The following is a 24,600-nucleotide window of genomic DNA, read 5'->3' as shown; positions in this document are numbered from 1 at the left end:
ATGCTTTAATTGCGTAAGCCAAAGCTTACTTACCCCACAAACTTGCGTGCATTACGGAACATGCGCATCCATGGACCATCTTCCTGCCAGTCATCCGGATGCCAGGAATACTGTACGGTTCTGAATACGCGCTCCGGATGCGGCATCATAATGCTAAAACGCCCGTCTGGTGTGGTAAATCCGGTCAATCCCTGGGCTGAACCATTGGGGTTAAACGGATAGACTTCCGTTGGCGTTGACGCATGGTCAACAAACCGCACGGTGGCCAGTTGTTGTTTTAGCACATTTGAGACAGCGTTGGCATCAGGAAATTCCGTAAATCCTTCACCATGGGCCACGGCGATAGGCATGCGGCTGCCTGCCATGCCATTAAAGAAGATAGAAGGCGAGCTTAATACCTCGACCAGTGAGACACGCGCTTCAAACTGTTCTGACTTGTTGCGCACAAAATGCGGCCACTGCTTAGCGCCTGGGATGATGCTGTGCAGGTTGCTCATCATCTGGCAGCCGTTACATACGCCTAAAGCAAAAGTGTCTGTCCGGTTAAAGAAACTGCTGAATTCATCACGTGCACGGCTGTTGAACAGGATGGATTTGGCCCAGCCTTCACCGGCGCCGAGTACGTCACCGTAAGAGAAGCCGCCGCAGGCAACCAGGCCGGCAAAGTCAGTCAGTGACACACGGCCACTGATGATGTCGCTCATATGCACGTCGACACTGTTAAAGCCGGCACGGTCAAATGCCGCTGCCATTTCAGTCTGGCCATTGACGCCTTGCTCACGCAAGATCGCCATATTCGGCCTTTTGCCCGTGTTGATGTAAGGCGCAGCGATATTGTCGTTGAGGTCGAACGTCAAATGCGCATGCAGGCCGATATCATCGGCATTCAGGATACGGTCATATTCCTGTTGTGCGCAGACCGGGTTGTCACGCAGGCTTTGCATGCGGAAAGTGGTTTCTGACCACAGACGGTGTAAATCTATACGTGAAGCCTGGTAGCGCGTTTCGCCATGGGCAATGACGATGTCGTGACCATTATTCACCTGACCTATGCGATGCACGCAAGCGCCCAGTGATTGTTGCAGGCTGCTTGCAATGGCCGCTGCCTCGCTTGCACGCACTTGCACCACTGCACCCAATTCTTCATTAAACAATACGCTGATGCTGTCGCCCGGTAGGCTGTTCAAATCCACGCTCAAACCACAGTGCCCTGCAAACGCCATTTCTGCCAGTGTGGCAAACAGGCCGCCATCAGAGCGGTCATGGTAAGCCAGCAGTTTGCTGTCGCTATTCAATTGCTGGATTGCGTTGAAAAACGCTTTCAGCTGTGACGGTTGATCGACATCCGGCACGGTGTCGCCCAGTTGGCTGTAAACTTGTGCCAATGACGAGCCGCCCATACGGTTGTGGCCATTGCCCAGATCGATCAGGATCAACTCAGTATCACCAAGGTCGGTACGCAGTTGCGGTGTCAGCGTTTTACGCACATCCAGCGTATTGGCAAAAGCTGAAATTACCAGTGAAATAGGCGAGGTCACGGCTTTATTCTGGCCGTCATCATTCCACACCGTTTTCATGCTCATGGAATCTTTACCGACCGGGATGCTGATGCCCAGGGCCGGGCAGATTTCCATGCCCACGGTTCTCACCGTTTCATACAAGGCTGCATCTTCGCCCGGGTGACCCGCAGGCGCCATCCAGTTGGCGGATAGTTTCAGGTTGCTGATCTCGCTGATTGAAGCGGCGGCGATATTGGTGATCGCTTCACCAATCGCCATACGGCCGGAGGCCGGCGCATCCAGCAAGGCCAGCGGTGCTTTTTCGCCAATGGCAAATGCTTCACCCGTGTTGGTTTCAAAGCCGGCAGCGGTCACAGCCACATTGCTGACCGGCACCTGCCATGGGCCTACCATCTGGTCACGCGCAATCAGGCCGGTGACCGTACGGTCACCAATGGTGATCAAAAAGGTTTTGTCAGCCACGCCAGGTAAACGCAGTACGCGGGCAACAGCATCTTGCAAATCGATCTTGCTGGTATCAAAAGCAGTCAGTGATTTTTTCACTGATTTCACATCGCGCAACATTTTCGGTGGCTTGCCTAGCAATACCGATAAATCCATATCCACTGGTTTGTTGGCAAAATGGCTGTCTTCTACCGCCAGGTGGCGCTCAGCCGTGGCAATACCGACGACAGCAAACGGGCAACGTTCGCGGGCGCAGATTTCTTCAAACAGGGGTAACTGGTCCTGGGTCACGGCCAGCACATAGCGTTCCTGTGCTTCATTGCTCCATAATTCGCGCGGCGCCATGCCAGGCTCTTCGTTATGCACATCACGTAACTGGAAAATAGCGCCGACTTTGGCATCGTTGACCAGTTCCGGGAAGGCATTGGAAATGCCGCCAGCGCCCACATCATGAATGCTCAGGATGGGGTTTTTGTCCGCCATCTGCCAGCAACGGTCAATGACCTCCTGTGCACGACGTTGCAATTCAGGGTTGCCGCGTTGTACCGAGTCAAAATCAAGGTTTTCAGTGTTGGCGCCAGTGTCCATGCTCGAAGCAGCACCGCCACCCAGGCCGATCAGCATGGCGGGGCCGCCAAGCTGGATCAGCGCCGCACCATCAGGAATAGCGTTTTTATGGCTATGGCTGTCTGAAATATTACCGACACCACCGGCCAGCATAATGGGTTTGTGATAGCCGCGCACTTCAGCCTGACCATTGGTATCGGTCGCTTCCAGCTCAAAGGTGCGGAAATAACCAGCAATGTTGGGGCGGCCAAACTCATTGTTGTAGGCTGCGCCACCCAGCGGACCATCGATCATGATCTGCAACGGGCTGGCGATGCGGCCAGGTTTGCCGTAGTTCGATTGCTTATAGTAATTTTCCCAGGGTTGCTCAAAGTCAGGCAGGTTGAGGTTGGAGACTGAGAATCCAGCCAGGCCTGCTTTGGGTTTGGAACCGATGCCGGTAGCACCTTCATCACGGATTTCGCCGCCCGCGCCAGTCGCTGCACCGGCAAACGGTGAGATCGCAGTCGGGTGGTTATGCGTTTCTACCTTCATCAGGTAGTGCATGTCGTCTTCGACAAACTGGTAGCTATTGTCGGCAGCAGGGTAAAAACGTCTGGTTTTCTGGCCTTGCACGATAGAGCTGTTGTCCGAGTAAGCGACCACTGTGGTGCCCGGATTCAGCTTGTGCGTATTGCGTATCATGTTGAACAGCGATAACTCTTGCTGCACGCCGTCTATCACCCAGTCGGCATTGAATATTTTATGACGACAGTGCTCGGAGTTAGCCTGGGCAAACATCATCAACTCGACATCGGTCGGGTTGCGGCCCATCTTGCGGTAGTTTTCCAGCAGATAATCCACTTCGTCTGGGGAAAGTGCCAGGCCCATGTCGTTATTGGCGGCTTCCAGAGCAGCTTTGCCACCAGCCAGGATATCAATGGTAGACAGTGGTTTCGGGTCGGCATGGTGATACAGTTTTTCGGCATCGGCCACGCTGTAAATCACGGTTTCAGTCATGCGGTCCTGGATCGCAGCGCGCAAAGCCTGTTTTTCAGCATCATTGAGTGCCTGGCCATTGTGGGTGGTCACGTAATAGGCAATGCCGCGCTCCAGGCGCAATAGCTGCACGCCACAGTTATGTGCGATATCCGTCGCCCGTGAAGCCCATGGCGAAATCGTGCCTATGCGCGGAATCACCAGCAATAATTCACCATTGGCTGACTCAAGCTCGGTTTTCGGGCCATAGGTCAGGATCTGTTGCAGGGTGCTTTGGTCTGCGGCGCTTAATGCACTGTCGCTAAACGCAAAATGCACGAATTCCGTATAGATATGCGCAATATTGGGAGCGCTGACTTTCAGTGTGCTGTAGAGTTTATCGAGACGGAACTGGGAGAGGGCGGCACTGCCGCGCAGGCTTAAAAATTGCGCTTGACTGGACATGAGGCGATTGGATTTTTCAGTGAAAATACAAGCCGGTATTTTAGCAGAAAGCCGGCAGTCCCGCAGTCACAAAGTAGTCGTTTGAATAAAAACAGCAACCCGCAGGTTGCTGTTAAATGCTTCGATGATCAGGGAGCCGTTTTAATCTTGAACGGTTTTGTTGATTTTTTGCTGTTTAGCCAGTTTTCCAGCTTACCTGGCATTTTGCAGCTTGGTTAGTCTTTGCCAATTTCATAGACTTCTTCTTCGGTCTCGCCGATGGCGCCAGTCACTGCATTTACTTCAACTTCAACTTCTTTGCCATTGGCCTGCTTGATGTCGAATTCATAAACGGGGTTGCCATTTTCCAGTTCATATTCAATGCTTTCAATCTCTCCCGGATATTTGCCCAGCGCTGTTTTTTTCGCTTGTTCCAGGGTTACTTTGGCTTTGGATTTGAATTCTTCGTTGTTTGGATCTACGTCAATTTCTTCTTCATAGACTTTGCCGGTTTTGGCATCGCATTCGACTTCCCACTCTTTGCCATCGGTGCCGACGATATCGAATTCATAGATAGCACCACGGCCTTTTTCGATTTCAGCTTCCAGCGAAACCACTTTGCCGGGGTGTTTGGCCAGCGCGGCTTTCATGCATCTTTCCATCGGGCCCTTATGGGTATCCTTGGCGGCAAATGCTGACGCGCTAAACAGTGCGGCAAGGGTGACTACCAATATTTTTTTATTCATGACAGCAATCTCCTGTTGTTTGACAAGATGAAACATTCACTTGTATGGAAAGTATACATTCCCGATGGCGGATTGATTAATCAATATCGCGATAGGTAAATGACGTTGCTGTTTTCCTTGAATAAATGTGGTTTTTTTGCAGATTTAATAGCCGAGTGCGCGCGCGGCCTGGTAGAAAGCAAAGCTGATCAGCCATGCCAGGCCCAGTGACCACGCCAGCGACAGCCACATAAAAGCCCTGCTTTTACTTTCTGAACGCAGGGTGGCGATGGTAGACAGGCAGGGCGTATAAATCAGCGTGAACAACATGAAGCTCATGCCTTGCACCCAGTCAATATTGGCGGCGATCTGGTGGCTGAGGGCGTCGCCTTGTAAGCCATAGATCACGGCCAGAGAGCCAACCACGATCTCTTTGGCAACAAAACCAAAGATCAGCGCAATCGCCAGGTGGTTATCAATGCCGATAGGGTCGAGTACCGGTGCAAAGAAGCGGCCTATGCTGCCAGCCCAGGTCTCGGCGCTGGCGGGCACCGCAGTGGTTGGCAGGTGGGTCAGTAGCCACACCATTAACACACCAATGACGATGAATTTAGTGGCGCGCAACAGGAAATGCTTGACCTCTTGCCAGCCTCGTAGCCAGATTTGGTTGGGCGTGGGGAAGCGATAAGGCGGTAATTCCAGCACAAACGGTTCGCTGCTGGCAAATTTCTGTTTGAACAGTACCGCCGTCAGGAAGATAGTGAAAAAACTCACCATATACAGTGAAAATAAGGCCAGTGCTGCCTGTGAAGCCGGGAACAGGATGGCGATCATAAACAGGAACACCTGCAAGCGCGCGGAACACAATGACAGCGGGATCGTCAGCATGGTCAGCAAACGCATAGGCCGGCTGCGCATGACGCGGGTACCCATCAAGGCAGGGACGTTACAGCCAAAGCCCATCAGCACCATGACAAAACCGCGCCCATCCAGGCCCATTTTTGCCATCAGTGTATCCATCAGGAAAGCGGCCCGCGACAGGTAGCCGCTATCTTCAACCATGCTCATGACCAGGAAGAACAGCACAATGATAGGCACAAACGCAGCCACGGTGCTCAAACCGGTATACAGACCATCGAGCAGCAATCCGTTCAGCCAGCTCGGTAATCCGGCCACTAGCGGTTCGAGTGCTTCGCTGCGCAAGGTGTCAAACAGCCAGGCAGTGGCTTCCTGTAATGGAGCGCCTATGGTGAAAATAAACTGGAACAGCAGGAAAATCGCCAGGAAAAATAACGGCAAGCCTAGCCATGGATGCAGCAACACGCGATCAATACGGTCGGTGGTCGATGTATTCAGCTGCAAAGGCATTTGCACCGCGCGGTCAATAATGCGTTGCATCTCCTCCTCAACGGCATTATCGGCCTGCAGCTTGCTGGCAATCAGCTGTGGGTCTACAGGTGCGGCATTTTTGTCGATGACGCTGGCGGCTAATTGCAGTGCTTGCGGGCAACCGCTGCCGTATTTTGCACTGATGGTGAGCACAGGCATGCCCAGTTGCTGGCTCATGGCCTGGGTATCTATGGTGATGCCGGCACGTTTGGCCTCATCTTCCATATTCAGCAATAACACGGTGGGCAAACCCAATGCGCGAAGTTGCAAAGCCAGTGACAGTTGCCTGTCGATCTGCGCGCTATTGAGAATGATCAGTGCCAGATCTATCGGGTGATGGCTCAAAAAGTGGCGGACAACTTCTTCATCATCAGAAAAACCGTGCAGGTCATACAACCCAGGCAAGTCGACCAGTTCGGCAATATGGCCGCCTAGCAGTATTTTGGCACTCAGCAGGTCTACTGTCATGCCTGGCCAGTTGCCTACCCGGGCCGAGGCACCACTCAAGCGATTGAACAGGGTGGATTTGCCCGTATTGGGCATGCCGAGTAAAGCAACACGTTTCATGCGGATCTGGATTTTGAGTCAGTGAGTGATGTGTGCAGATGAATCGCCTGCGCATCCTGCAGGCGAATCACGACATCTGTAGAGCCGATGCGGATATGCAAGGGGCCGTTGAATGCTGCCTGGCGGACGACTTGTACCTGTTTGCCTGGGCGGAATCCCAGTGCGTTCAGGCGTTGTACCAGGGCCTGTTCTGCCTGTATGCCAGCGATGATCGCTGACTCACCGGGTTTAAGTGCATTGAGTTGCATGGATGCGGGACAAAGCTGCAAATGAGAACAATTCTTGATTTTATCGCAGAAACTGCAGGCAGGGAAAACTTAAATGGTAAATAAGGCGAATCGCAGCGCTGAATGTTAAAAAGCCAGCAGGTGCTGGCTTTTTAATTCAATACTCAGATCGCTCTGTATCGGGTGCTGGGATTAAGGTGTTTTTTTCTCAGCGCCAGTCACTTCGATTTTGGCTTTATCTTTCAGGCTCAACATGTACTTCTCCAGCTTGCGTTGCTGGATCGTACGCTCGATGCCATCTTTCACTTTATCGTAAGGCGGCACTTGCAATGCACGGGTGTCTACCAGTTTGATGATGTGCCAGCCGAATTGTGACTGCACAGGCTCTTGTGTCGTTTCACCTTTTTTCAGGATCAGCAAAGCATCGGCAAAAGGTTTCACCATGCCAGCCGGAGAGAACCAGCCCAGGTCGCCACCTTTGTCTTTAGAACCAGGGTCCAGTGATTTCTCTTTGGCAATTTTTGCAAAGTCTGTACCTTTTTTCAGGTCAGCTACGATCGCTTTGGCTTCAACATCGGTTTTCACCAGAATGTGACGCGCGTTGTACTCTTTGTCGCCCAGTTCTTTTTTATACTGCTCGTAGCCTTCTTTTTTCTCAGCTTCAGTCACCGGATTTTTTCTGATGAAATCAGCCAGGAAAGCATTGACCAGTAATTTGCGGCGGGCGAGTTCTTCGCTGGCAATAAAGTCAGGCTGCTTATCAATACCGGCTTTTTGCGCTTCCTGATAAGCCAGTTCAGAGCCTACCAGCTCATTCACAACGGCGGCTTTCATGCCATCGTTGGCTTTTTGGCCAGTACGGGCTTCAGCATCCCTTAAGATGAACTCAACCCAGGTTTTCTTGATTGGCTTGCCGTTAACGGTCGCAATCGCATCAGCATCAGCTGCATAAGCATGTGGCAACGCACTGAAGCATGCAATCGCCAACATCATTTTCAAAAATTTCATGCAATATCCTTAAAAAACGAAATGGTGCAATATTAAAAAATAGAATTGTTTCAATCAGATGACTCATCAGAAGATAATGCGTTGATACTGAGCGCGTGGATGCGATGAGGCATCAAGTCATGCAAGCATTGATATACCATGCGATGGCGCATTATCTGTGATTTTCCTGAAAATAGCGAGCTTTTTACCGTGATGGTGAAATGCCCGCCGCCCGTGTTTCCTGCGTGTCCTTGATGCAAAGCGCTGTCGTCTTGAATGTCTAATTGTTCAGGGTTTAAGGCTTGCAGACGCTGCTTGATTTCGGTTTGCAGCATTTTATGGCAACGTCTTGCGGAAAGGGTTCACAGAAACTTTGCCATAGACGCCTGCGTGTACAAACGGGTCATTATTCGCCCACTCGGTGGCGGCTTGCAAAGAATCAAATTCTGCCACGATCAGGCTACCGCTGTAACCCGCTTCGCCCGGGTCTACATTGTCTATGGCCGGTAAGGGGCCAGCCAGTATCAGGCGGCCTTCGCTTTGCAGTTGTTGCAGACGTTCTAGGTGCGCAGGGCGGTGCTGCAAGCGCAATGGCAAGCTGTTGGCGGTATCCTGTGCGTAAATCATATATAACATAAGGTCATTCCGTTGGTTGGATCAGGTAAAACGCAGTTTTCATGCGCAGGGCCATGATCAGTAAATTTTCTAATCAGCCAATTTATCTAATCAGCCAATTTATCTAATCAGCCAATTTAATAGTGCGATCATGCTGGAGGCGTGTGCTCTATCCAGTAATCTTTCAATACAAAGACCTGGCTGATGATAAACACGAACATCAGACTGGTCGTGCCAAATAGTTTAAAGTTAACCCAGTCTTCTTCAGTGTAGTGAAAGGCCACATACAGATTGAGACTGCCAAGCCCGATTAAAAAGAGCACCCAGCACAGATTCAGCTTATCCCACACGCTGGCTGGTGGCGCTATGATTTTGCCGAGCATGCGTGCGATGAGGTTGTTCTGGAACACGTAGCGGCTGAATAAAAGTGCCAGTGCGCCTATCCAGTAAATCACGGTCGGCTTCCACATGATGTATGTTTTGTCGTGCAGTAATAAGGTGATACCGCCCAGCACGGTAATCACGGCGCCGTTGATCATGAGCATCTTGTCGATTTTGCCGCGCTTGATCCAGACGATGAGCATGAGGACCAGCGTGCTGATGATAGCGACTGAGGTGGCGACAAAAATCCCCGCTTTTTTGTAGGCGATGAAAAAGAGGATGACGGGTAATAAATCGATAATGACTTGCATGACGGGTTGGGTGACTGAATTCCTGCTATCTGTGAGGGCACTATTTTGCTATGATTTCTGTCGAAATGTAAAGTTAGTTTCCTGATTGCTCAGGCAAGCGGCTTCCCATCCACTCATCGAATCGCCATTATCCATCCACCATGACAGTCCCTATCGACCTCCATTGCCACTCTACCATGTCGGATGGCCTGCTCACGCCTGAGGAGCTGGTGGCGCATGCGGCCAGCAAGGGCGTGCGTGTGCTGGCGTTGACGGATCATGATGAAGTCAGCGGCCTGGCCCGTGCGCGCGCCGCGGCTGAACAGCATGGCATTCATTTTATTGATGGCGTGGAAATATCGGCCACCTGGAGGAAACGTACCTTGCATATTGTCGGCTTGCGCGTGAACCCCAACCATCCGCCGCTGCTGGAGGCGTTTGCCAAAGTGCGTGAAGGGCGTGACTCGCGCGCGCGGCAGATCGCCGAAGGGTTGGCCAAGGCGGGCATTGCCGATGCTTATGAAGGCGCCAGGGCGATCGCCGGCAACAGCGTGATGACGCGCAGTCATTTTGCCCAGTTTCTGGTGAAACAGGGCCATGCCAAAAATATCAAATCAGTGTTTAAAAAATATATGGTCAAGGGCAAGCCTGGCTATATCAATTATGAATGGATGAGCCTGGAGGAGGCACTGACACTGATTAAAGACAGTGGCGGCGTCGCAGTGCTGGCGCACCCCGGGCGTTATGACCTCGGGTTCGTCAATATGCATTTATTGCTCAATGAATTCAGGGATAAGGGCGGTGTGGCACTGGAAGTAGTCACCGGCAGCCATCAGCCACCGCAATATGTGCAGTTTGCCAAACTGGCGCACAGCTTTGACCTGAAAGCTTCGCAAGGTTCTGATTATCATGGGCCTGGCTTGTCTTATATGGAAATGGGTCGCTTGCCCGATTTGCCCCTGGGCTGCGTGCCTGTATGGCAGGATTGGCCGGAAGCCAGCCAGTTGCAATAATCAGCCATGGCACAATACTTTATTATTCACGCGGAAAACCCGCAGGCGAGATTGATACAACAGGCCACCCAGCTGATCAAGCAGGGTGGTGTGGTGGCTTGCCCTACTGATTCCAGTTATGCCTTGGTCTGTTCCATGGAATATAAGGATGCGCAAACGCGTATCCGGCGGTTACGTGGCGTGGACGATGAGCATCCATTCACGCTGATTTGCCGTGACCTGGCCGAGATAGGCACCTATGCCAAAGTCAACAACACCCAGTTCCGTTTATTGAAGGCACTCACGCCAGGCGCGTATACTTTTTTGCTGGAAGCCAGCCGCGAAGTGCCCAGACGTCTGCAGCATCCCAAGCGCAGTACCATTGGTTTGCGGGTGCCCAAACATATTGTGGTGCAGGCCTTGCTGGAAGCGCTAGATATGCCGCTACTCAGCATGACGCTGCAATTGCCTGATGATGAAGTGCCCATGTCAGTCGGCTGGGAGATCCGCGAAACCCTGGAGCACCAGGTCGATGCCGTGATTGATAGTGACATCGTGCATGTAGGCGCCACCACCGTGCTGGATTTAACTCAAGACCCGCCCGAGCTGGTGCGTGCCGGGGTTGCGCCGTGGCCTTGATGCAGGCCAGAAAATGACGATGCCTGGGAAACTAATGAGCCCAGGAAATGAATGGGTCCAGGAAAATTGACGGGCTCAGGAAAATTAAAGTGGAATCAGAAATCAAATGGAATTAACCGCTATACAAAAAATCGCAGCTTATGCCTTACCGATTCTGTTTGCGATTACAGTACATGAAGCCGCGCATGGTTATGCGGCCAAATACTTTGGCGATCTGACTGCCGAGCGCATGGGGCGCATCACGTTGAATCCGTTCAAACACATTGACCCTTTCGGTACCATCTTATTGCCTGCCTTAAGTGTGTTGCTGGGTGGGGTGCTGTTTGGCTGGGCCAAGCCGGTGCCGGTCAATTTCGCTAACTTGCGTCGCCCAAAGAAAGACATGTTATGGGTCGCGCTGGCTGGCCCAGCCTCTAATTTTGTGATGGCGATAGTCTGGGGCCTGATACTGGCAAGGATCGAATTTTTTCCGCCATCCGCGCAGGATTTCCTGGCGCAAATGAGTGTCGCCGGTATACAGATCAACCTGGTGCTGATGGTGCTGAATTTATTGCCATTACCACCACTGGATGGCGGCCGCATAGCCGTCAGCCTATTACCAATGAAAGCCGCGATTGCCTTTTCGCGTATTGAGCGTTACGGCATGCTGATTCTGATCGCGCTGCTATTCACCGGTATATTAAGCATGATTCTTTCGCCGGCCTTGCGTTTTTTCCAGCAACTGCTGATGGTGCTGGTGATGTGATTCGCATGGTCACAACCGTGACCATTTAAACGCAAATCAAGCCTAGCGTTTCATCACATCCAACGTCAGCTTGCTAGGCACCTGGTCATGGTCAGCTTTCACAGCGGCAGGCGGCGCCGATGCTGCTCTATCCGCACTCACTCCCGCCTCGCTCAATACTTTCTGAATCGCCTCGGCACGCGCTTTAGCCAATGATTGCAGGTCGATGTCAGACACCTGAATGCTGGCAGTCAAGGCTTCCTGTGCCTGCGCATAAAAACCTGCCGGCGCTTTTTCCAGTTTGGCAGCCAAACGCTTGAGCAAGCCTTTATTGGTCAGGCGGTCATGTAAGGTCTGAATCGCTGCTTGCACTTTGGGGTTGTTGAGGTCTATTGGTCCTGCCGCCTGATTCGCTTCCAGGCGCACGCCCATTTCTTCTGCCACTTGTCTGCGCAACGTGGTTTCCTGGATGGCACGCGTATCAGTTGCGCTGTCGTAGCCGGGGATGATGCCCAGTTTTAATTGCTGGCGTTTAGCCAGCGCAGTGCTGACCGCGTGCAGTTTCTCCAGTTCTGGCGGGGAAACAATAGACTTGCCTGGCTCAAACACAATTGCCTCCAGCTTTTCGCTGCTGCCAAACAGCTTGCCTAGTGCGCTGAAAGGGGAAGTCACAATTTTAGTCAGCACATTGGTAAAGGCTTTCCACAAAATGCTGCCGTAACTGAATTTCGGGTCATCCAGGCTGCCGCTGATCGGCAAATCCAGGTCGATCACACCATCACTGTCTTCCAGTATGGCAATGGCAAGGTCCAGCGGCAGGTTAGGTGCATCTTTGCTATCGACCTTTTCACCCAGCGTGAGTTTTTTGATGACGAATTTATTCTCACCAGCCAGTTGCCGCTGTTTGATTTTGTATTCCAGGTTCACCGATAGTTTTCCTGACTCGATTTTTCGGCCAGCGAACTTGCCCGAATAAGGCGTCAGGTGATTCATTTCAAGATTGCTGAACGCCAGCTTGATATCGGTGAAATCGGTAGCTTTAAAAGGTTGCAATGCACCATAGATGCGCGCAGAACCATAGTCATCGACTTTACCATCCAATTCTACCTGCGCTGTCGCCGCAGGGTTAGTCGAAACGCCATTAATCACCCCGCCCAGCGAGTGAATGTGCGTGCCAAAGGGCTGCGGCAATGACAGGTCGGCAAATTCCAGCTCAGCGCCATTGATGCGCACGGTATCAATTACCACAGGGAAATCTGCTGACTTGTTTTTATCATTGCTGTCGGCAGCAGTCTTGGTGGAAGGCGGTGTACCGGGTGGCTTGGCGATTGCCGGGTTAGCAGCAGATGGTTCATCAGAAGCCGGTGCCGGATTGCGCATCACTTTTGAAATATTCAGGCTGCGGTCCGGGTAAATAATGAATTTTGTTTGCGGATTATTCAGCGTCAGCGTACTGATCTGCAAACGGTTGGGCGCCAATGACAGTGCCAGGCCATCGCCTTGCAATTTTCCCCATCGTAAAAAGGGTTGCTGGCTGGACTCTTCGAGTAATGACCAGTGGTTGACGCTAAAGCCGCCATCAAAAGTCGTCGTACCGCTGGCAGTTTGCTGCAGTTTCCCCTGCACGCTGGCACTGCCATCTTGCAGCTTAAGCAGCGCGACTTGCTGGATATAAGGCGCAAAAGGGTTGAGTGACAGATCGACCAGCGATAACTGCAAATCCGTTTTAAACGGCGCCGGTGACAATTTGCCCTGGGCGCTGAACTGCCCGCCCTGTTTCAACTTAAAGGCCACTTTGAGCGGTAAGGCGCGCGCCATCTGCTGGCTCAGATCGGCGACTTCAATCTTGCCATCCGTCACATCGAGTATCACTGGCGTAGAAGTGGTTTGATCTTCAATATGAATATCTGCATGTTGCAAGGCGAAACGCTTTAACCCAAATGCCCAGGCAGATTTTTTAGCTGGCGCAGAAGAGGGTGTTGAGGTGTTCACTGGTTGCACCTCTGCTGTGTTTTTGAGTGTAGCTGGTGCTAGTAAGGCTTGCCAGTTCATCTGCTGGTCAGCTTGGCGGATAAGGCTGGTTTTCAGACCGGTCAGTTGCAATGCACCCAGACTGATCTTTTGCTGCGCCAATGCTACGCTGCCATCGGTCAATGCCAGGCTGGCCAGTTGCGCCAGGGGTTTCTTATCCGATTGCACGCTGAGCTGATTGGCTTCAACTTTGATCTGCTTAATCTCTAATTCTGTCTGCTGGTTCAGTGCCAGTTGAAGGTTAAAGTCAGACACCGTTGCTGCCAGTGGTTTGGCAAATTGCTGGTCAAGGTAAGCGAGTTGCCAATGTGCAAGCGCAATATCCCCGATAATGAACTGAAAAGGCGTTTCGGCCTTTTCTGCAACAGGCACAGTCTCCTGATTTTCAGCTGTTTTTTCGGTGGTCTGCACAGAAACAGCTGAGGCGAATGCTTGTTGCCAATCCAGGGTGCCGTCGGCGTGATGCGTGGCGGTGAGTTTGCCATCTGCCAGCAATATTTTCGCGATAGAAGCGCGACGCTCGGCCAGGTCAAGGCTCACTTGCTCTATCGTTAAGGCAGGTAATTGAAACAGGTTTTTTTGCTGGTGTTGTAACTGCAACTGGCTGAACTGCAGGTTCAGGTTTTCAAAATTGAGTTGCGCATGGTTGCTGTGGCTAAATGCCAGTTGCGGCAATGTGGCATTGGCCGATGCCAGCGAGAGGGTGGCTTGCGGCTTTTGTAACTGGAGTTGATCCAGTTTGAAGGTGATTGTTTGCGTTGTGATATTGGTGGCGGATGGCTGCTCCAGCAATAACTGCTTGATAAATAAGGTGAGTTGGTTCAAGGCGAGGCGGTCGCCTTGCGCCAGTTTGCCTGCCAGTGCGTTGACCTCTAATTTGGCATCGGTGAGCAATAATCTCGGATGCTGGTCCGGCAAGGAGAAATCATATTTGAGCTGACTGGAAAAAGTACCGGCATCTGGCTGGAAGGGCAGTGATTGCGTATTGACCCATTGCGCGACTTTGGCGATTTGCAGACCTTCGATCGCCAGCGTGCCTTGCGACGCTAGCGGATTGACGCCGAAATTACCTTTCCATTTTAAAGTGCCGCCCTGATAAGGTAATTTGGCGGCAATCAAGTAGTCGCCACGGTCTTCAGGTAAGGTCGAAAAACCATCCAGCTCAAAGTCTAGCGGCTTTAAGGAAGCCTGCAATGGCGTGGCATGATGGTCATCCAGGTATTCGATATCTCCCTGACGGATATCGATATTTTCAATGATCACACGCGGTAAATCTTTCTCTGGCGGCGATGGGTCTTCATTGAGTTTGGCAATCAGGTCTGCCCAGTTCAGGCGTCCTTGTTTGGAAATATGCAGATTGATACGCGGCGAAGCGACTGCCACCTGCTTGAGTTTCCAGGCCAAGCTGAACAGGCCGCTGAATTCCAGATCTACCACCAGCCTGTCAAATGAGGCCAGTGGTGCGCCATTTGTATCGGTCAGCGCAAAGTGGTCTATCGTAGTTGTCAGCCGGAAAGGGTCAAACGTGACTTTTTCAACGCTGGCTTTACTTGCCAGTTGTGATTCAGCCACCTTGGGCAGCAACCACTTTGCCAGCGGGTTGACTGCCAGCCAGGCAAACAGGAAATAGAACACAACGAGTCCGGCAATGATCTTGGCAATCAGGGATTTGCGCAGTGCAGTAAGCACAGGAGTAAGGCGATTTAACATAGGCAGGTAATTTAGCAGATTTGTGCCAAAAAGTGCCAGTCACTGCATGAAATGACGCACAAAGCGTTGATTCCAGGGTTGCTGAAGGTGACATATTCATGGTTTTTAATGTATGCTTAAATCATCTCTTTACACAGGATGCTGTTTTCAGCAGTACGTATGGCTTCTGAGCCGGAAAAGTTGTCACATAAACCCTCTTTATTAGAACGATTAAGTCATTTTCTTCTGCGCGAGCCAGAAGATCGCGAGCAGCTGGTTGAGTTGCTGCATGGGGCTTATGAAAACCACTTGATGGATGGCGATTCCCTCGCCATGATTGAGGGTGTCCTGCAGGTCAGTGAAATGCAAGTGCGCGATGTCATGATTCCGCGCTCACAAATGGATGTGATAGACATTGAGCAGCCGCCTGAAACCTTACTCCCGTTTGTCATTGAAACAGCCCACTCCCGTTTCCCGGTCATTGAAGACAATAAAAATGATGTCATAGGCATACTGCTGGCCAAGGATCTGTTGCGTTATTACGCTGACCAGTCTTTTGAGTTACGCGATATGCTGCGCCCGGCGGTATTTATTCCGGAATCAAAACGCTTGAATGTATTGCTGAAAGAGTTTCGCAGTAACCGTAACCATATCGCCATTGTGGTGGATGAATACGGCGGTGTGGCGGGCATGGTCACCATTGAGGATGTGCTAGAGCAAATTGTCGGCGATATCGAAGATGAGTACGATGACGACGAAACCGAAGGCAATATTATCCATCAAGAGGCGGGCACCTTTCGTGTCAAAGCCCTGACGGATATTGATGAACTCAATGAAGTGCTGGGTACCCAGTTTAGTGATGAAGAATTTTCTACCGTGGGTGGCCTGGTGGTGAACCATTTTGGCCATTTACCGAAACGCGGTGAGCAAATCCGCATTGATAACCTGAGTGTCACGGTGGTGCATGCGGATAGCCGTCGCGTACATGTGCTGCTGGTAGAGCAATTGCCGGAAGAACCTTACCCGATAGAGTCTGTGTAATATCCGCCGCGCAATGTTGGCGCGAACCAAAGGTTGTTTTGATTGCCTGACTATCTGAAAAGGAGCGTTAAGATGAGAACACAATCCTGGTTTTATCTGTTGGCAGCGGCGTTGCTGTCTTTAAGTCAGCCTGTATGGGCTGGCCAGACGACTGAAAAACCTGCCGCCGAAAAGTTACCGCTGGACGAGCAGGGCTTTGTCAATGCGGTAAGCAAACTCAAGCGTTCGGAGATTATCGCATTGCTGGGCGAGCCTGCACGAGCCGAAGACGTGAAATTAAAGGATAGTGGCCGTGTGGTGGCATCCATCTGGCATTACCATAATATCAACAAAGACGAGCAGGGCGCATTCTATCCGACCACCGAACTGGATATTATTGATGACCAGGTCAGTGTGATCGTGTTTCTGAATAATGATGGGTCAGATGCTACACAAGGTCAGACATACGAAGTGCAACCCTATGAAGGGCAACCTTTTTAGCAAGAAAACTTAATTCCCAGGTAATTAATTAATTACTTTTTTATAGTTTTAATTCATCTCTCGGGTCTGCAGCATCACCCGTAAATATAAAAGGGCGCCAGAGGCGCCCTTTTATATTTCATGCGAAAGAATCCGGGTGTTATTTTTTCAGATTGTCACGGATTTCACGCAGCAATAACACGTCTTCAGGTGTGGCTGCAGGGGCTGGTGGCGGTGCAGCTTCTTTCAGGCTGTTCATGAATTTGACCATTTGAAAAATAATAAAGGCCAGGATAATGAAATTCAGCACGATGGTAATAAAGTTACCGTAGGCCAGCACTGCGCCTAATTTCTTCGCTTCCACCAGTGCCAGGTCAGCAGATTGGCCATTGAGTGGCACATACATATTGCTGAAATCAAACCCGCCAAAAATCTTGCCGATGATAGGCATAATGATATCGTTAACCAGTGAGTCAACGATTTTGCCAAACGCGCCGCCGATGATCACACCGACTGCCAGATCCATCACGTTGCCCTTTAGTGCAAACTGTTTAAATTCGGATGCCACACTCATAAGTCATACTCCTCTAATTGTTAATTTTTGTTTACATCAACTCACACAACTGACTATAGTCGTTGATTCGCCTATTTGTCAATTCCCTGCGGCCAACCTTTAAAAAATGGGCCGTGTTATATAATGCTGCGATATTAAGCCCAGAGGTCAAGCGCTCATCCATGCAGTTGTTTCATACTTTGCGCGAGTTGCGCGCGTTTCTTGATAGCCAGACTGGCAAGTCTGTCGGTTTTGTTCCCACCATGGGCAATCTGCATGCGGGCCATTGTGAACTGGTTAGCCAGGCTAAAAGCCGGGCAGGCATTGTGGTGGTGAGTATTTTTGTGAACCCGTTGCAGTTCGGTGCGAATGAGGATTTCGGCAGTTATCCACGCACATTGCAAGCCGATTGCGAGCAATTGCGTGCCGTGGGCGCAGATGTTGTTTTTGCCCCGGCAGTGGAGGAGATGTACCCTGACTTTAATGGCCAGGATTTGCGTCAGCAAATCATCGTACAGCCCCCGCCAATGGCAGATGTTTTGTGCGGTGCCAGCCGGCCTGGGCATTTTGCCGGTGTGGCGACAGTGGTGACCAAGCTGTTTCATATGGTGAAACCTGACTTTGCCGTATTTGGCAAAAAGGATTACCAGCAGTTGATGGTGATACGGACACTGGTGCGGCAGCTTAATTTTGGCATTGAAATCGTGGGGGTGGATACCAGGCGCGAAGTTTCCGGGCTGGCCATGAGCTCCCGTAATGGCTATCTGACTGCGGAACAAAAAACGCAAGCTGCCCAGCTGTATGCACAATTGCAACAAGTGCGGGTAGCGCTGGAAAATGGCCGCCGTGATTATGAGGCTTTGTGCAAGCAAGCGGTTTTGGCCCTCCAACAAGAGGGCTGGCAGGTAGATTATGTAGAGATTCGTGCGCAACAGGATTTGAGTACGCCTTCAGCCAGCCAGACGGAACTAGTGGTGCTGGCCGCGGCCAAACTGGGTAATACGCGTTTGATTGATAATTGTGAAGTGAACCTTTAGGAAAATCGTCACGTTTTTATGAAAATTATTTTGCGCTAAGCTATTGATAACTTTATAATTACGACCTTTTCCGCGCTGGCGGGGAATTAACTGAAGGGATGCAATGCAAAGAACCATGTTGAAATCAAAGCTGCATCGGGTGCGTGTGACGCACAGCGAGCTGCACTACGAGGGTAGTTGCGCCATCGATGAAGCCTTGTTGGAAGCTGCCAATATTCACGAATATGAGCAGATCCAGATTTACAACATCAACAATGGCGAGCGATTTACGACTTACGCGATTCGCGCTGAGCGTCACTCCGGTGTGATTTCTGTCAATGGTGCGGCTGCACACAAGGCAGACCCGGATGACCTGATCATTATCGCCAGCTATTCACAGTACACCGAAGCTGAGTTAGCCAGCTACCATCCACAACTGGTCTATGTCGATACACATAACCGTATCGTTGAACAAAAAGACCATATCCCGGCGCAAGCTGCCTGAATCCATTGAGTGTGCCTATGCAACCTACAGATAAAAATATCTCTCTTGAAGAGATGAAACTGGCCGTCGTCGACGCGCTGGAAGATATTAAAGCCTTTGATATTACCGTCATGGATGTGCACAAGATGACGACGCTCACCAGCTACATGATTGTGGCGAGCGGTAATTCCACGCGTCAGTGCAAGGCGATTGCGGATAATGTCCGCGAAAAGCTGAAAGAAAAAGGCGTGGACGCACGTGGTATTGAAGGTGAAAAAGACGGTGAATGGGTATTGGTTGACCTGGACGAGATCGTCATCCATGTCATGGTGCCTGCCACGCGCGCTTACTACAACCTTGAGCAATTATGGAGCGAGTCGCAATCGCGACGCGCAGCTTCAGCCGCTTAATCAAAAGCATCTGCACTATGTGCGCGCAGAGCAGGGTGCAAGCTGCACTCCACATTAAACCCGGCGTGGCCCGCAAGCTTCGCCACGATTTTAAGTGGGCCTGCGCACAGATTTCCTCCCGTTTCATAACAGTCGCCATCACTTCATGAAGCTGAATATCATCTCGGTTGGACATAAAATGCCTGACTGGGTTGAATCCGCCTGCGCCGAGTATTTAAAGCGCATGCCGCGTGAGCTGGAAACGCGCATCATCGAGATCAAACCCGACAAACGCGCGGCGGGCAAAAACAGCGAAGTCGTGCAAGAGGCAGAAGCCAAACGTATCCTCGAAGTTGCTGGTAAAGATTTTCTGGTGGCGCTTGATGAGCGTGGCCAGGCTGTGACTACCCTGCAACTGGCAGATAAGTTGAAAAGCTGGCAGGAGCTGGGCCGTGATGTGTCGCTGGTGATAGGCGGGGCTGATGGTTTGCACCCGCAATTGAAGACGCAAGCGCAATGGTTGTTCAGCCTTTCAAAGCTCACCATGCCGCACGGCATGGTGCGGGTGATGCTCGCTGAGCAACTCTATCGCGCGCATACGGTCCTAAGTGGTCATCCTTATCACCGGGAATAAACATGTCTAAAGCTTTGGTCTGGTTGCGTCGTGACTTGCGCCTTGAGGATCATGCCGCCTTGTATCACGCCTTAAAGCGGCACGAGCAGGTCTATGTGGCGTTTGTATTTGATACCGATATCCTGGATGCCCTGACTGACAAGCACGACAGGCGCGTCGAATTTATCTGGGAAAGTGTCGCCGAGCTCAAAGAAGTGTTCCAGCAATCAGGCAGCGATTTGCTGGTTCGGCATGGCAAAGCGCTGGAAGAGATACCCAAACTGGCGCAGCAGCTTGAAGTGGCCGCTGTTTATGCCAATCGCGATTACGAGCCGTTAGCTATTGCGCGTGACGAGCAGGTGGCGCAGGTTTTATTGCGCGCTGACCAGACCCTGCACCTGTTCAAAGACCAGGTGCTGTTTGAGCAGGATGAAATCCTGACGCAGACCGGCAAGCCTTATGGCGTATTCACCCCTTATAAAAGAGCGCACCTGGCCAAGCTGAACCCGTTTTACCTCAAAGCTTATCCCGTGCAGCGTTACCTGGATTCTTTGGCTAAAATAAGCAAAGAATCCATGCCATCGCTGGAAAGCCTAGGTTTCTCTCGCACCAATTTAAAAACCATGCGTTTGCCGACCGGTATCGCAGGTGGGCAACAACTCTTCAACGACTTTCTGCAACGGATAGAAGATTATGAGGAGGCGCGCAACTATCCCGCCATCAAAGGTGTCTCTTATTTATCGGTGCATTTGCGCTTTGGTACCATTTCGATCCGCCAGCTGGCGCATGCGGCCTGGCAATTGTCCCTGGCTGGCAATGCGGGCGCAGCCACCTGGTTAAGCGAGTTGATCTGGCGTGATTTCTATTTTCAGGTGTGTTATCACCGGCCAGATATGCAACTGGATGGCCATGCCTACCGGCAGGAATATGACCAGTTACCTTTTCCCAATAATCGTGACTGGTTTGCGGCCTGGTGTGAAGGGCGGACTGGTTTTCCACTGGTCGATGCGGCCATGCGCCAGCTGAACCAGACCGGTTATATGCATAACCGTTTGCGCATGGTAGTGGCCAGTTTCCTGGTGAAGGATTTGCTGATCGACTGGCGCTGGGGCGAACAGTATTTTGCCGAAAAATTAATTGATTTTGATTTTTCTGCGAACAATGGCGGCTGGCAATGGGCAGCTTCTACTGGCTGCGATGCGCAACCGTATTTCAGGATTTTTAATCCGCAGTCACAGTCAGAAAAATTTGATGCACAGGGCAAGTTTATCCGTAAATATGTACCTGAATTAGTCGCGCTGAATGATAAGGTCATTCATGCGCCATGGGCAGGTACGTCAAGCAAGAAAGGCCAGCTGGTCAGCATGCCGGAAGTGGACTATCCGATGCCAGTTGTAAACCATGCTGTACAACGGCAAGAAGCGCTAGCGCTCTACAAAAATAATGTGAAGCAAAAATGACATTTGATGTAGAATAATCTCGGTTTACGCTGCAGTTGGTAAGGTGGTAGTAAGGTTTTCGTTGTAGACCGTCATTGCGTTGTTGCCCTTCAATTTTTGAAATGGGCGCCGTAAAAGTGATAGCAGGCTATTTGTAGGATAGATAAGCTTCTTACATGCCACGACTAAATTTATAAAGGCATTTATACCAATTTGCTTCATCTAAATATAATGAAAAATATGAAAAAACTAAAATCCGTTTTATTGATAGCCGTGCTCGTAGGTCTTTCAGGGTGTGCAACCACCAATAAAGACCCGCTGGAAGGCGTCAACAGGGGAATATACAAATTCAATGATGTGGTGGATCAATATGCCATGAAGCCGGTTGCCAAGGCTTACAAGGCAGTGACCCCCACACCAGTGCGTACCGGCATCAGCAACTTCTTCAACAACCTGGGTACTTTGACTACGGTTGTGAATGACCTGCTGCAATTGAAATTCGCGCAGGCATTTACCGATGCCGGTCGTTTTGTGATCAATACCACTTTCGGTATTGCTGGTTTTATCGATGTCGCCAGCAAAGACAACATCCCAAAACACCAGGAAGATTTTGGACAAACCCTGGGTCACTGGGGGGTGGGTTCAGGCCCATACCTGGTATTGCCGATTTTAGGGCCTAGCACTGTGCGTGACGCTGGTGGCCTGGCATTTGATACGGTGACTTCTGACCCTATCACTTACCTGCACAACACTGGTCAGATCCGTGCCCATAACCAGGTGCGTATCGTGCAGTTTGTGGACAAGCGTACCCAATTGCTGGATGCCAAAGACCTGGTGGATGATGCGTCGATTGACCCATATGCGTTTATGCGTGATGCTTATCTGCAACGCCGCGCCAGCCTGGTGCAGGATGGCATCGTGCCGCAAGAGTTGTTACAGGATGAGTTTGAGCCGGAAGATGAAGAGCCAGCTAAGCCAGCCAAAGCGACTGCAGTGGAGCACCCAGTGGCTGCGGATACGGTTGTTTTGCAATCAGATGTACCGATTGAAGAAAATGTCAGCGCGATGACTAGCCAAATTCAACAACCTGAAGTTCAACAATCTGAAATTCAGCAACCTGCGGTAGAAGACATTGCGGTGACTAGTGAGCAATCTGTCTCAGATCAGGCGGTATCAGATCAAACACTGCCAGATGTGGCAGCGGATTCTACTGACACACCTGCGGCGACACAATCTCAGGAAGTATTGCCACCGCTGGTTGATCAAGTCAGTCAGCAAGCTGTGGAAGAGTCTGTGGCCACCGATGATCACGCCGCTAATGTAGTGGCAGGCATTGATGAGACGTTGCTGACTTTGGAAGCCCCTGCAAAATAAAAGTTGTTTGCGGGTGATTTAGAAGTAAGTCGCAGAAACAAGTTAAAAAACAGTTTAATAAAAAAGGCTTTGCATTGATTGCAAAGCCTTTTTTATTTGTGTCGCAGCCAGCTTACTCGGCAGAGGCGATCGTCATGCGATCGATCAATATCGAACCGGTTAGTTTTGAGCTGTTCGGGATCGTGTCGTTGCCAATCGCAATAATGCCTTTCAGCATCTCCTGCATGTTGCTGGCAATGGTGATCTCTTCCACCGGGTGAACAATTACGCCTTTTTCTACCCAGTAACCTGCGGCACCGCGTGAGTAATCGCCAGTGATCATATTCATGCCATGACCAAGCAACTCGGTCACCAGCAAGCCGGTATCCAGTGTTTGCAACAGTTGCTCTAATGACTGCCCGGTAGAGCGCACCAGGATGTTGTGCGAGCCGCCGGCATTGCCGGTGGATTGCATGCCCAGCTTGCGTGCCGAATAGCTGCCCAGTAAGTAGCCTTGTAATACGCCATTTTCGACCAGAGTACGCTTTTGGCAGGCGACACCTTCATTATCAAACGGACTGCTGCCTGCGCCTTTGAGGATGAACGGGTCTTCCTCGATATGCAGCAACGGGCTGGCGATCGTCTGTCCCAGGCTATCCAGCAAGAATGAAGATTTACGGTATAAATTTCCGCCCGAGATGGCGCTGATCAACGTCCCGATCAGGCCGCTGGCCAGCGGGGCTTCAAACAGCACCGGGTACTGGCCGGTTTTAATCGGGCGCGCATCCAGCCGTTTAACTGTGCGTGAGCCTGCGATCTGGCCAACTTGTTCAGGCGATGCCAGGTCTTGCGCATCGCGGGCACTGCTGTACCAGTAATCTCGCTGCATCTGGTTGTTTGATTCTGCGATCACCGAACAGCTGATGCTGTGACGCGAACTCGGGTAGCCTCCCACAAAACCATGGCTGTTGGCGTAGGCGAACGCGCCACTCTGGCTATAAACGCTCGCACCCTCACTGTTGCTGATGCGCGTATCGACCGCCAGAGCTGCCGCCTCACAGCGTGTTGCCAGGGCGAGCGCCTGTTCTACATCGATCGCCCAAGGGTGGTGTAGTGACAGGTCTGGAAATTCTGTGGCCATGCGCTCGGCATCTGCCAGGCCGCAAAAGGTATCTTCCGCAGTATATTTGGCAATATTACAGGCAGCCTGTACGGTATCTTTAAGCGCCTGCAAGCTCAGGTCAGAAGTGCTGGCGTAGCCTTTTCTCTGCCCGAAATACACGGTGACCGAGCAGCCTTTGTCACGGTTATATTCGATATTTTCAGTCTCGCCCTGACGCACCGAGACATTCTGGCCGGTGCCAAAACTCACGTCAGCTTCTGCACTGCTTGCGCCTGATGCCTTGGCCAGTTGAATGATGTCTTGCGAGATTTGCTTGAGTTGATCCAGTTGCATGCTATGGGCGCTTGTTTTTTGCTTGGCAGTTAAAGCTGGTATCATACCGTGATTTGGCACAGATTGCTTTTCCCATGACCGCAGAACCTCTTGATGAATCTCTCCCCCCCAGTAAAACCAAACTAAAGGCAGAGGCGGATGCCGCGCAGGAAATCGGGCGTCAATTGCTTGAACTGCCTAAAGACAGGTTGAAGAAATTACAACTGGATGAAGCCTTGAGTGACGCGATCGTCGAGGCTAAACGACTGACCGCTAACGGTGCCATCCGCCGCCAGAAGCAATATATCGGTCGTCTGATGCGTGACATTGACCTGGCGCCGATTGTCGAACAACTGCAAAAGTGGGAAGGCAAGCACCTCGAAGAGAATGCCCGCTTTCACCAGATGGAGCGCTGGCGCACCCGCCTGATAGAAGACGCCAAGGCATTTGAGCTGTTTCTTGTCGAGTATCCGCGTACTGATGTGCAGCAGATGCGTACATTGATCCGCAATGCGCAAAAAGAACAGGCTGCCAACAAGCCACCAAAAAGCAGCCGTGAATTATTCAAGATGATCCGTGAGCTGGCCGAAGGCGCCAGCAGCGCAGCGGATGAGTCCGCTGAATAAGTCA

The 24,600-nt window shown here is 51.2% G+C and carries 23 protein-coding genes; 12 read left to right on the top strand and 11 right to left on the bottom strand.

The annotated features are described in order from the left end of the window. Positions 1-29: 29 nt before the first annotated feature. The 8 genes from purL to ACTS9Y_RS01880 form a co-directional block, all read right to left on the bottom strand. Entirely contained in the window at positions 30-3,953 is a 3,924-nt protein-coding gene (purL, locus tag ACTS9Y_RS01915) for a phosphoribosylformylglycinamidine synthase (RefSeq protein ID WP_442584324.1), read from the bottom strand. A 215-nt stretch (positions 3,954-4,168) separates the two neighbouring features. Next, positions 4,169-4,678 carry a PepSY domain-containing protein gene (locus ACTS9Y_RS01910; protein WP_442584323.1) on the bottom strand — a complete coding sequence of 170 codons (510 nt, stop codon included), beginning with the start codon at positions 4,676-4,678 and terminating at the stop codon, positions 4,169-4,171. 144 nt (positions 4,679-4,822) lie between these two features. Further along, positions 4,823-6,613 (bottom strand): ferrous iron transport protein B, encoded by a 1,791-nt coding sequence (feoB, locus tag ACTS9Y_RS01905; RefSeq protein WP_442584322.1) that lies wholly within the window; start codon positions 6,611-6,613, stop codon positions 4,823-4,825. Next, entirely contained in the window at positions 6,610-6,861 is a 252-nt protein-coding gene (locus tag ACTS9Y_RS01900) for a FeoA family protein (protein WP_442584321.1), read from the bottom strand. The genes feoB and ACTS9Y_RS01900 overlap by 4 nt, the downstream gene beginning before the upstream one ends. A gap of 171 nt (positions 6,862-7,032) precedes the next feature. Next, positions 7,033-7,848, bottom strand: a complete 816-nt coding sequence (locus ACTS9Y_RS01895; RefSeq protein WP_442584320.1) for a peptidylprolyl isomerase — start codon at positions 7,846-7,848, stop codon at positions 7,033-7,035. A gap of 50 nt (positions 7,849-7,898) precedes the next feature. Beyond that, positions 7,899-8,162 (bottom strand): BolA family protein, encoded by a 264-nt coding sequence (locus ACTS9Y_RS01890; protein WP_442584319.1) that lies wholly within the window; start codon positions 8,160-8,162, stop codon positions 7,899-7,901. 1 nt (position 8,163) lies between these two features. Further along, positions 8,164-8,463 (bottom strand): YciI family protein, encoded by a 300-nt coding sequence (locus ACTS9Y_RS01885; RefSeq protein ID WP_442584318.1) that lies wholly within the window; start codon positions 8,461-8,463, stop codon positions 8,164-8,166. Positions 8,464-8,591: 128 nt separating this feature from the next. Beyond that, the gene (locus ACTS9Y_RS01880) at positions 8,592-9,134 is read right to left on the bottom strand and encodes a septation protein A (RefSeq protein WP_442584317.1); all 543 of its coding nucleotides are present in this window, start codon (positions 9,132-9,134) and stop codon (positions 8,592-8,594) included. 140 nt (positions 9,135-9,274) lie between these two features. Here ACTS9Y_RS01880 and ACTS9Y_RS01875 point away from each other — a divergent pair, with 140 nt between their 5' ends. The 3 genes from ACTS9Y_RS01875 (at position 9,275) to ACTS9Y_RS01865 (ending at position 11,489) form a co-directional block, all read left to right on the top strand. Beyond that, a complete protein-coding gene (locus tag ACTS9Y_RS01875; protein WP_442584316.1) occupies positions 9,275-10,126 on the top strand; it encodes a PHP domain-containing protein in 852 nt (283 codons plus the stop codon). Between the two features lie 6 nt (positions 10,127-10,132). Further along, on the top strand, positions 10,133-10,744 hold the full coding sequence (locus tag ACTS9Y_RS01870) for an L-threonylcarbamoyladenylate synthase (protein ID WP_442584315.1): 612 nt from the start codon (positions 10,133-10,135) through the stop codon (positions 10,742-10,744). Between the two features lie 106 nt (positions 10,745-10,850). Beyond that, complete coding sequence (locus ACTS9Y_RS01865; RefSeq protein WP_442584314.1) at positions 10,851-11,489, top strand: site-2 protease family protein; 639 nt, start codon at positions 10,851-10,853, stop codon at positions 11,487-11,489. A gap of 42 nt (positions 11,490-11,531) precedes the next feature. Here ACTS9Y_RS01865 and ACTS9Y_RS01860 read toward each other — a convergent pair whose 3' ends face one another. Next, positions 11,532-15,209 carry a DUF748 domain-containing protein gene (locus tag ACTS9Y_RS01860; RefSeq protein ID WP_442584313.1) on the bottom strand — a complete coding sequence of 1,226 codons (3,678 nt, stop codon included), beginning with the start codon at positions 15,207-15,209 and terminating at the stop codon, positions 11,532-11,534. Between the two features lie 159 nt (positions 15,210-15,368). Here ACTS9Y_RS01860 and ACTS9Y_RS01855 point away from each other — a divergent pair, with 159 nt between their 5' ends. Next, complete coding sequence (locus ACTS9Y_RS01855; protein ID WP_442584312.1) at positions 15,369-16,229, top strand: HlyC/CorC family transporter; 861 nt, start codon at positions 15,369-15,371, stop codon at positions 16,227-16,229. A 72-nt stretch (positions 16,230-16,301) separates the two neighbouring features. Next, a complete protein-coding gene (locus ACTS9Y_RS01850) occupies positions 16,302-16,709 on the top strand; it encodes a hypothetical protein (RefSeq protein ID WP_442584311.1) in 408 nt (135 codons plus the stop codon). Positions 16,710-16,848: 139 nt separating this feature from the next. Here ACTS9Y_RS01850 and mscL read toward each other — a convergent pair whose 3' ends face one another. Then, a complete protein-coding gene (gene mscL, locus ACTS9Y_RS01845) occupies positions 16,849-17,262 on the bottom strand; it encodes a large conductance mechanosensitive channel protein MscL (RefSeq protein ID WP_442584310.1) in 414 nt (137 codons plus the stop codon). Between the two features lie 161 nt (positions 17,263-17,423). Between mscL and panC the strand changes: the two genes are divergently transcribed. The 6 genes from panC (at position 17,424) to ACTS9Y_RS01815 (ending at position 22,556) form a co-directional block, all read left to right on the top strand. Continuing rightward, positions 17,424-18,278, top strand: a complete 855-nt coding sequence (gene panC, locus ACTS9Y_RS01840) for a pantoate--beta-alanine ligase (protein WP_442584309.1) — start codon at positions 17,424-17,426, stop codon at positions 18,276-18,278. Between the two features lie 103 nt (positions 18,279-18,381). Continuing rightward, positions 18,382-18,762 carry an aspartate 1-decarboxylase gene (panD, locus tag ACTS9Y_RS01835; protein WP_442584308.1) on the top strand — a complete coding sequence of 127 codons (381 nt, stop codon included), beginning with the start codon at positions 18,382-18,384 and terminating at the stop codon, positions 18,760-18,762. A gap of 17 nt (positions 18,763-18,779) precedes the next feature. Next, a complete protein-coding gene (gene rsfS, locus ACTS9Y_RS01830) occupies positions 18,780-19,151 on the top strand; it encodes a ribosome silencing factor (protein ID WP_442584307.1) in 372 nt (123 codons plus the stop codon). A 145-nt stretch (positions 19,152-19,296) separates the two neighbouring features. Beyond that, complete coding sequence (gene rlmH / locus ACTS9Y_RS01825; RefSeq protein WP_442584306.1) at positions 19,297-19,764, top strand: 23S rRNA (pseudouridine(1915)-N(3))-methyltransferase RlmH; 468 nt, start codon at positions 19,297-19,299, stop codon at positions 19,762-19,764. Between the two features lie 2 nt (positions 19,765-19,766). Further along, entirely contained in the window at positions 19,767-21,203 is a 1,437-nt protein-coding gene (locus ACTS9Y_RS01820; protein ID WP_442584305.1) for a cryptochrome/photolyase family protein, read from the top strand. Between the two features lie 219 nt (positions 21,204-21,422). Then, a complete protein-coding gene (locus tag ACTS9Y_RS01815; protein ID WP_442584304.1) occupies positions 21,423-22,556 on the top strand; it encodes an MlaA family lipoprotein in 1,134 nt (377 codons plus the stop codon). A gap of 112 nt (positions 22,557-22,668) precedes the next feature. Here ACTS9Y_RS01815 and pmbA read toward each other — a convergent pair whose 3' ends face one another. Then, positions 22,669-23,991 (bottom strand): metalloprotease PmbA, encoded by a 1,323-nt coding sequence (gene pmbA / locus ACTS9Y_RS01810; RefSeq protein WP_442584303.1) that lies wholly within the window; start codon positions 23,989-23,991, stop codon positions 22,669-22,671. Between the two features lie 74 nt (positions 23,992-24,065). On the opposite strand from pmbA, the gene yjgA reads away from it, so the two are divergent. Beyond that, positions 24,066-24,596 carry a ribosome biogenesis factor YjgA gene (gene yjgA / locus ACTS9Y_RS01805; RefSeq protein WP_442584302.1) on the top strand — a complete coding sequence of 177 codons (531 nt, stop codon included), beginning with the start codon at positions 24,066-24,068 and terminating at the stop codon, positions 24,594-24,596. The last annotated feature ends 4 nt before the right edge of the window (positions 24,597-24,600 follow it).

Source organism: Methylophilus sp., assembly GCF_052173275.1.
Classification (GTDB): Bacteria; Pseudomonadota; Gammaproteobacteria; order Burkholderiales; family Methylophilaceae; genus Methylophilus.
The sequence above is the reverse complement of the archived record's forward strand: the minus strand, read 5'-3'. Positions and strand labels throughout refer to the sequence as shown.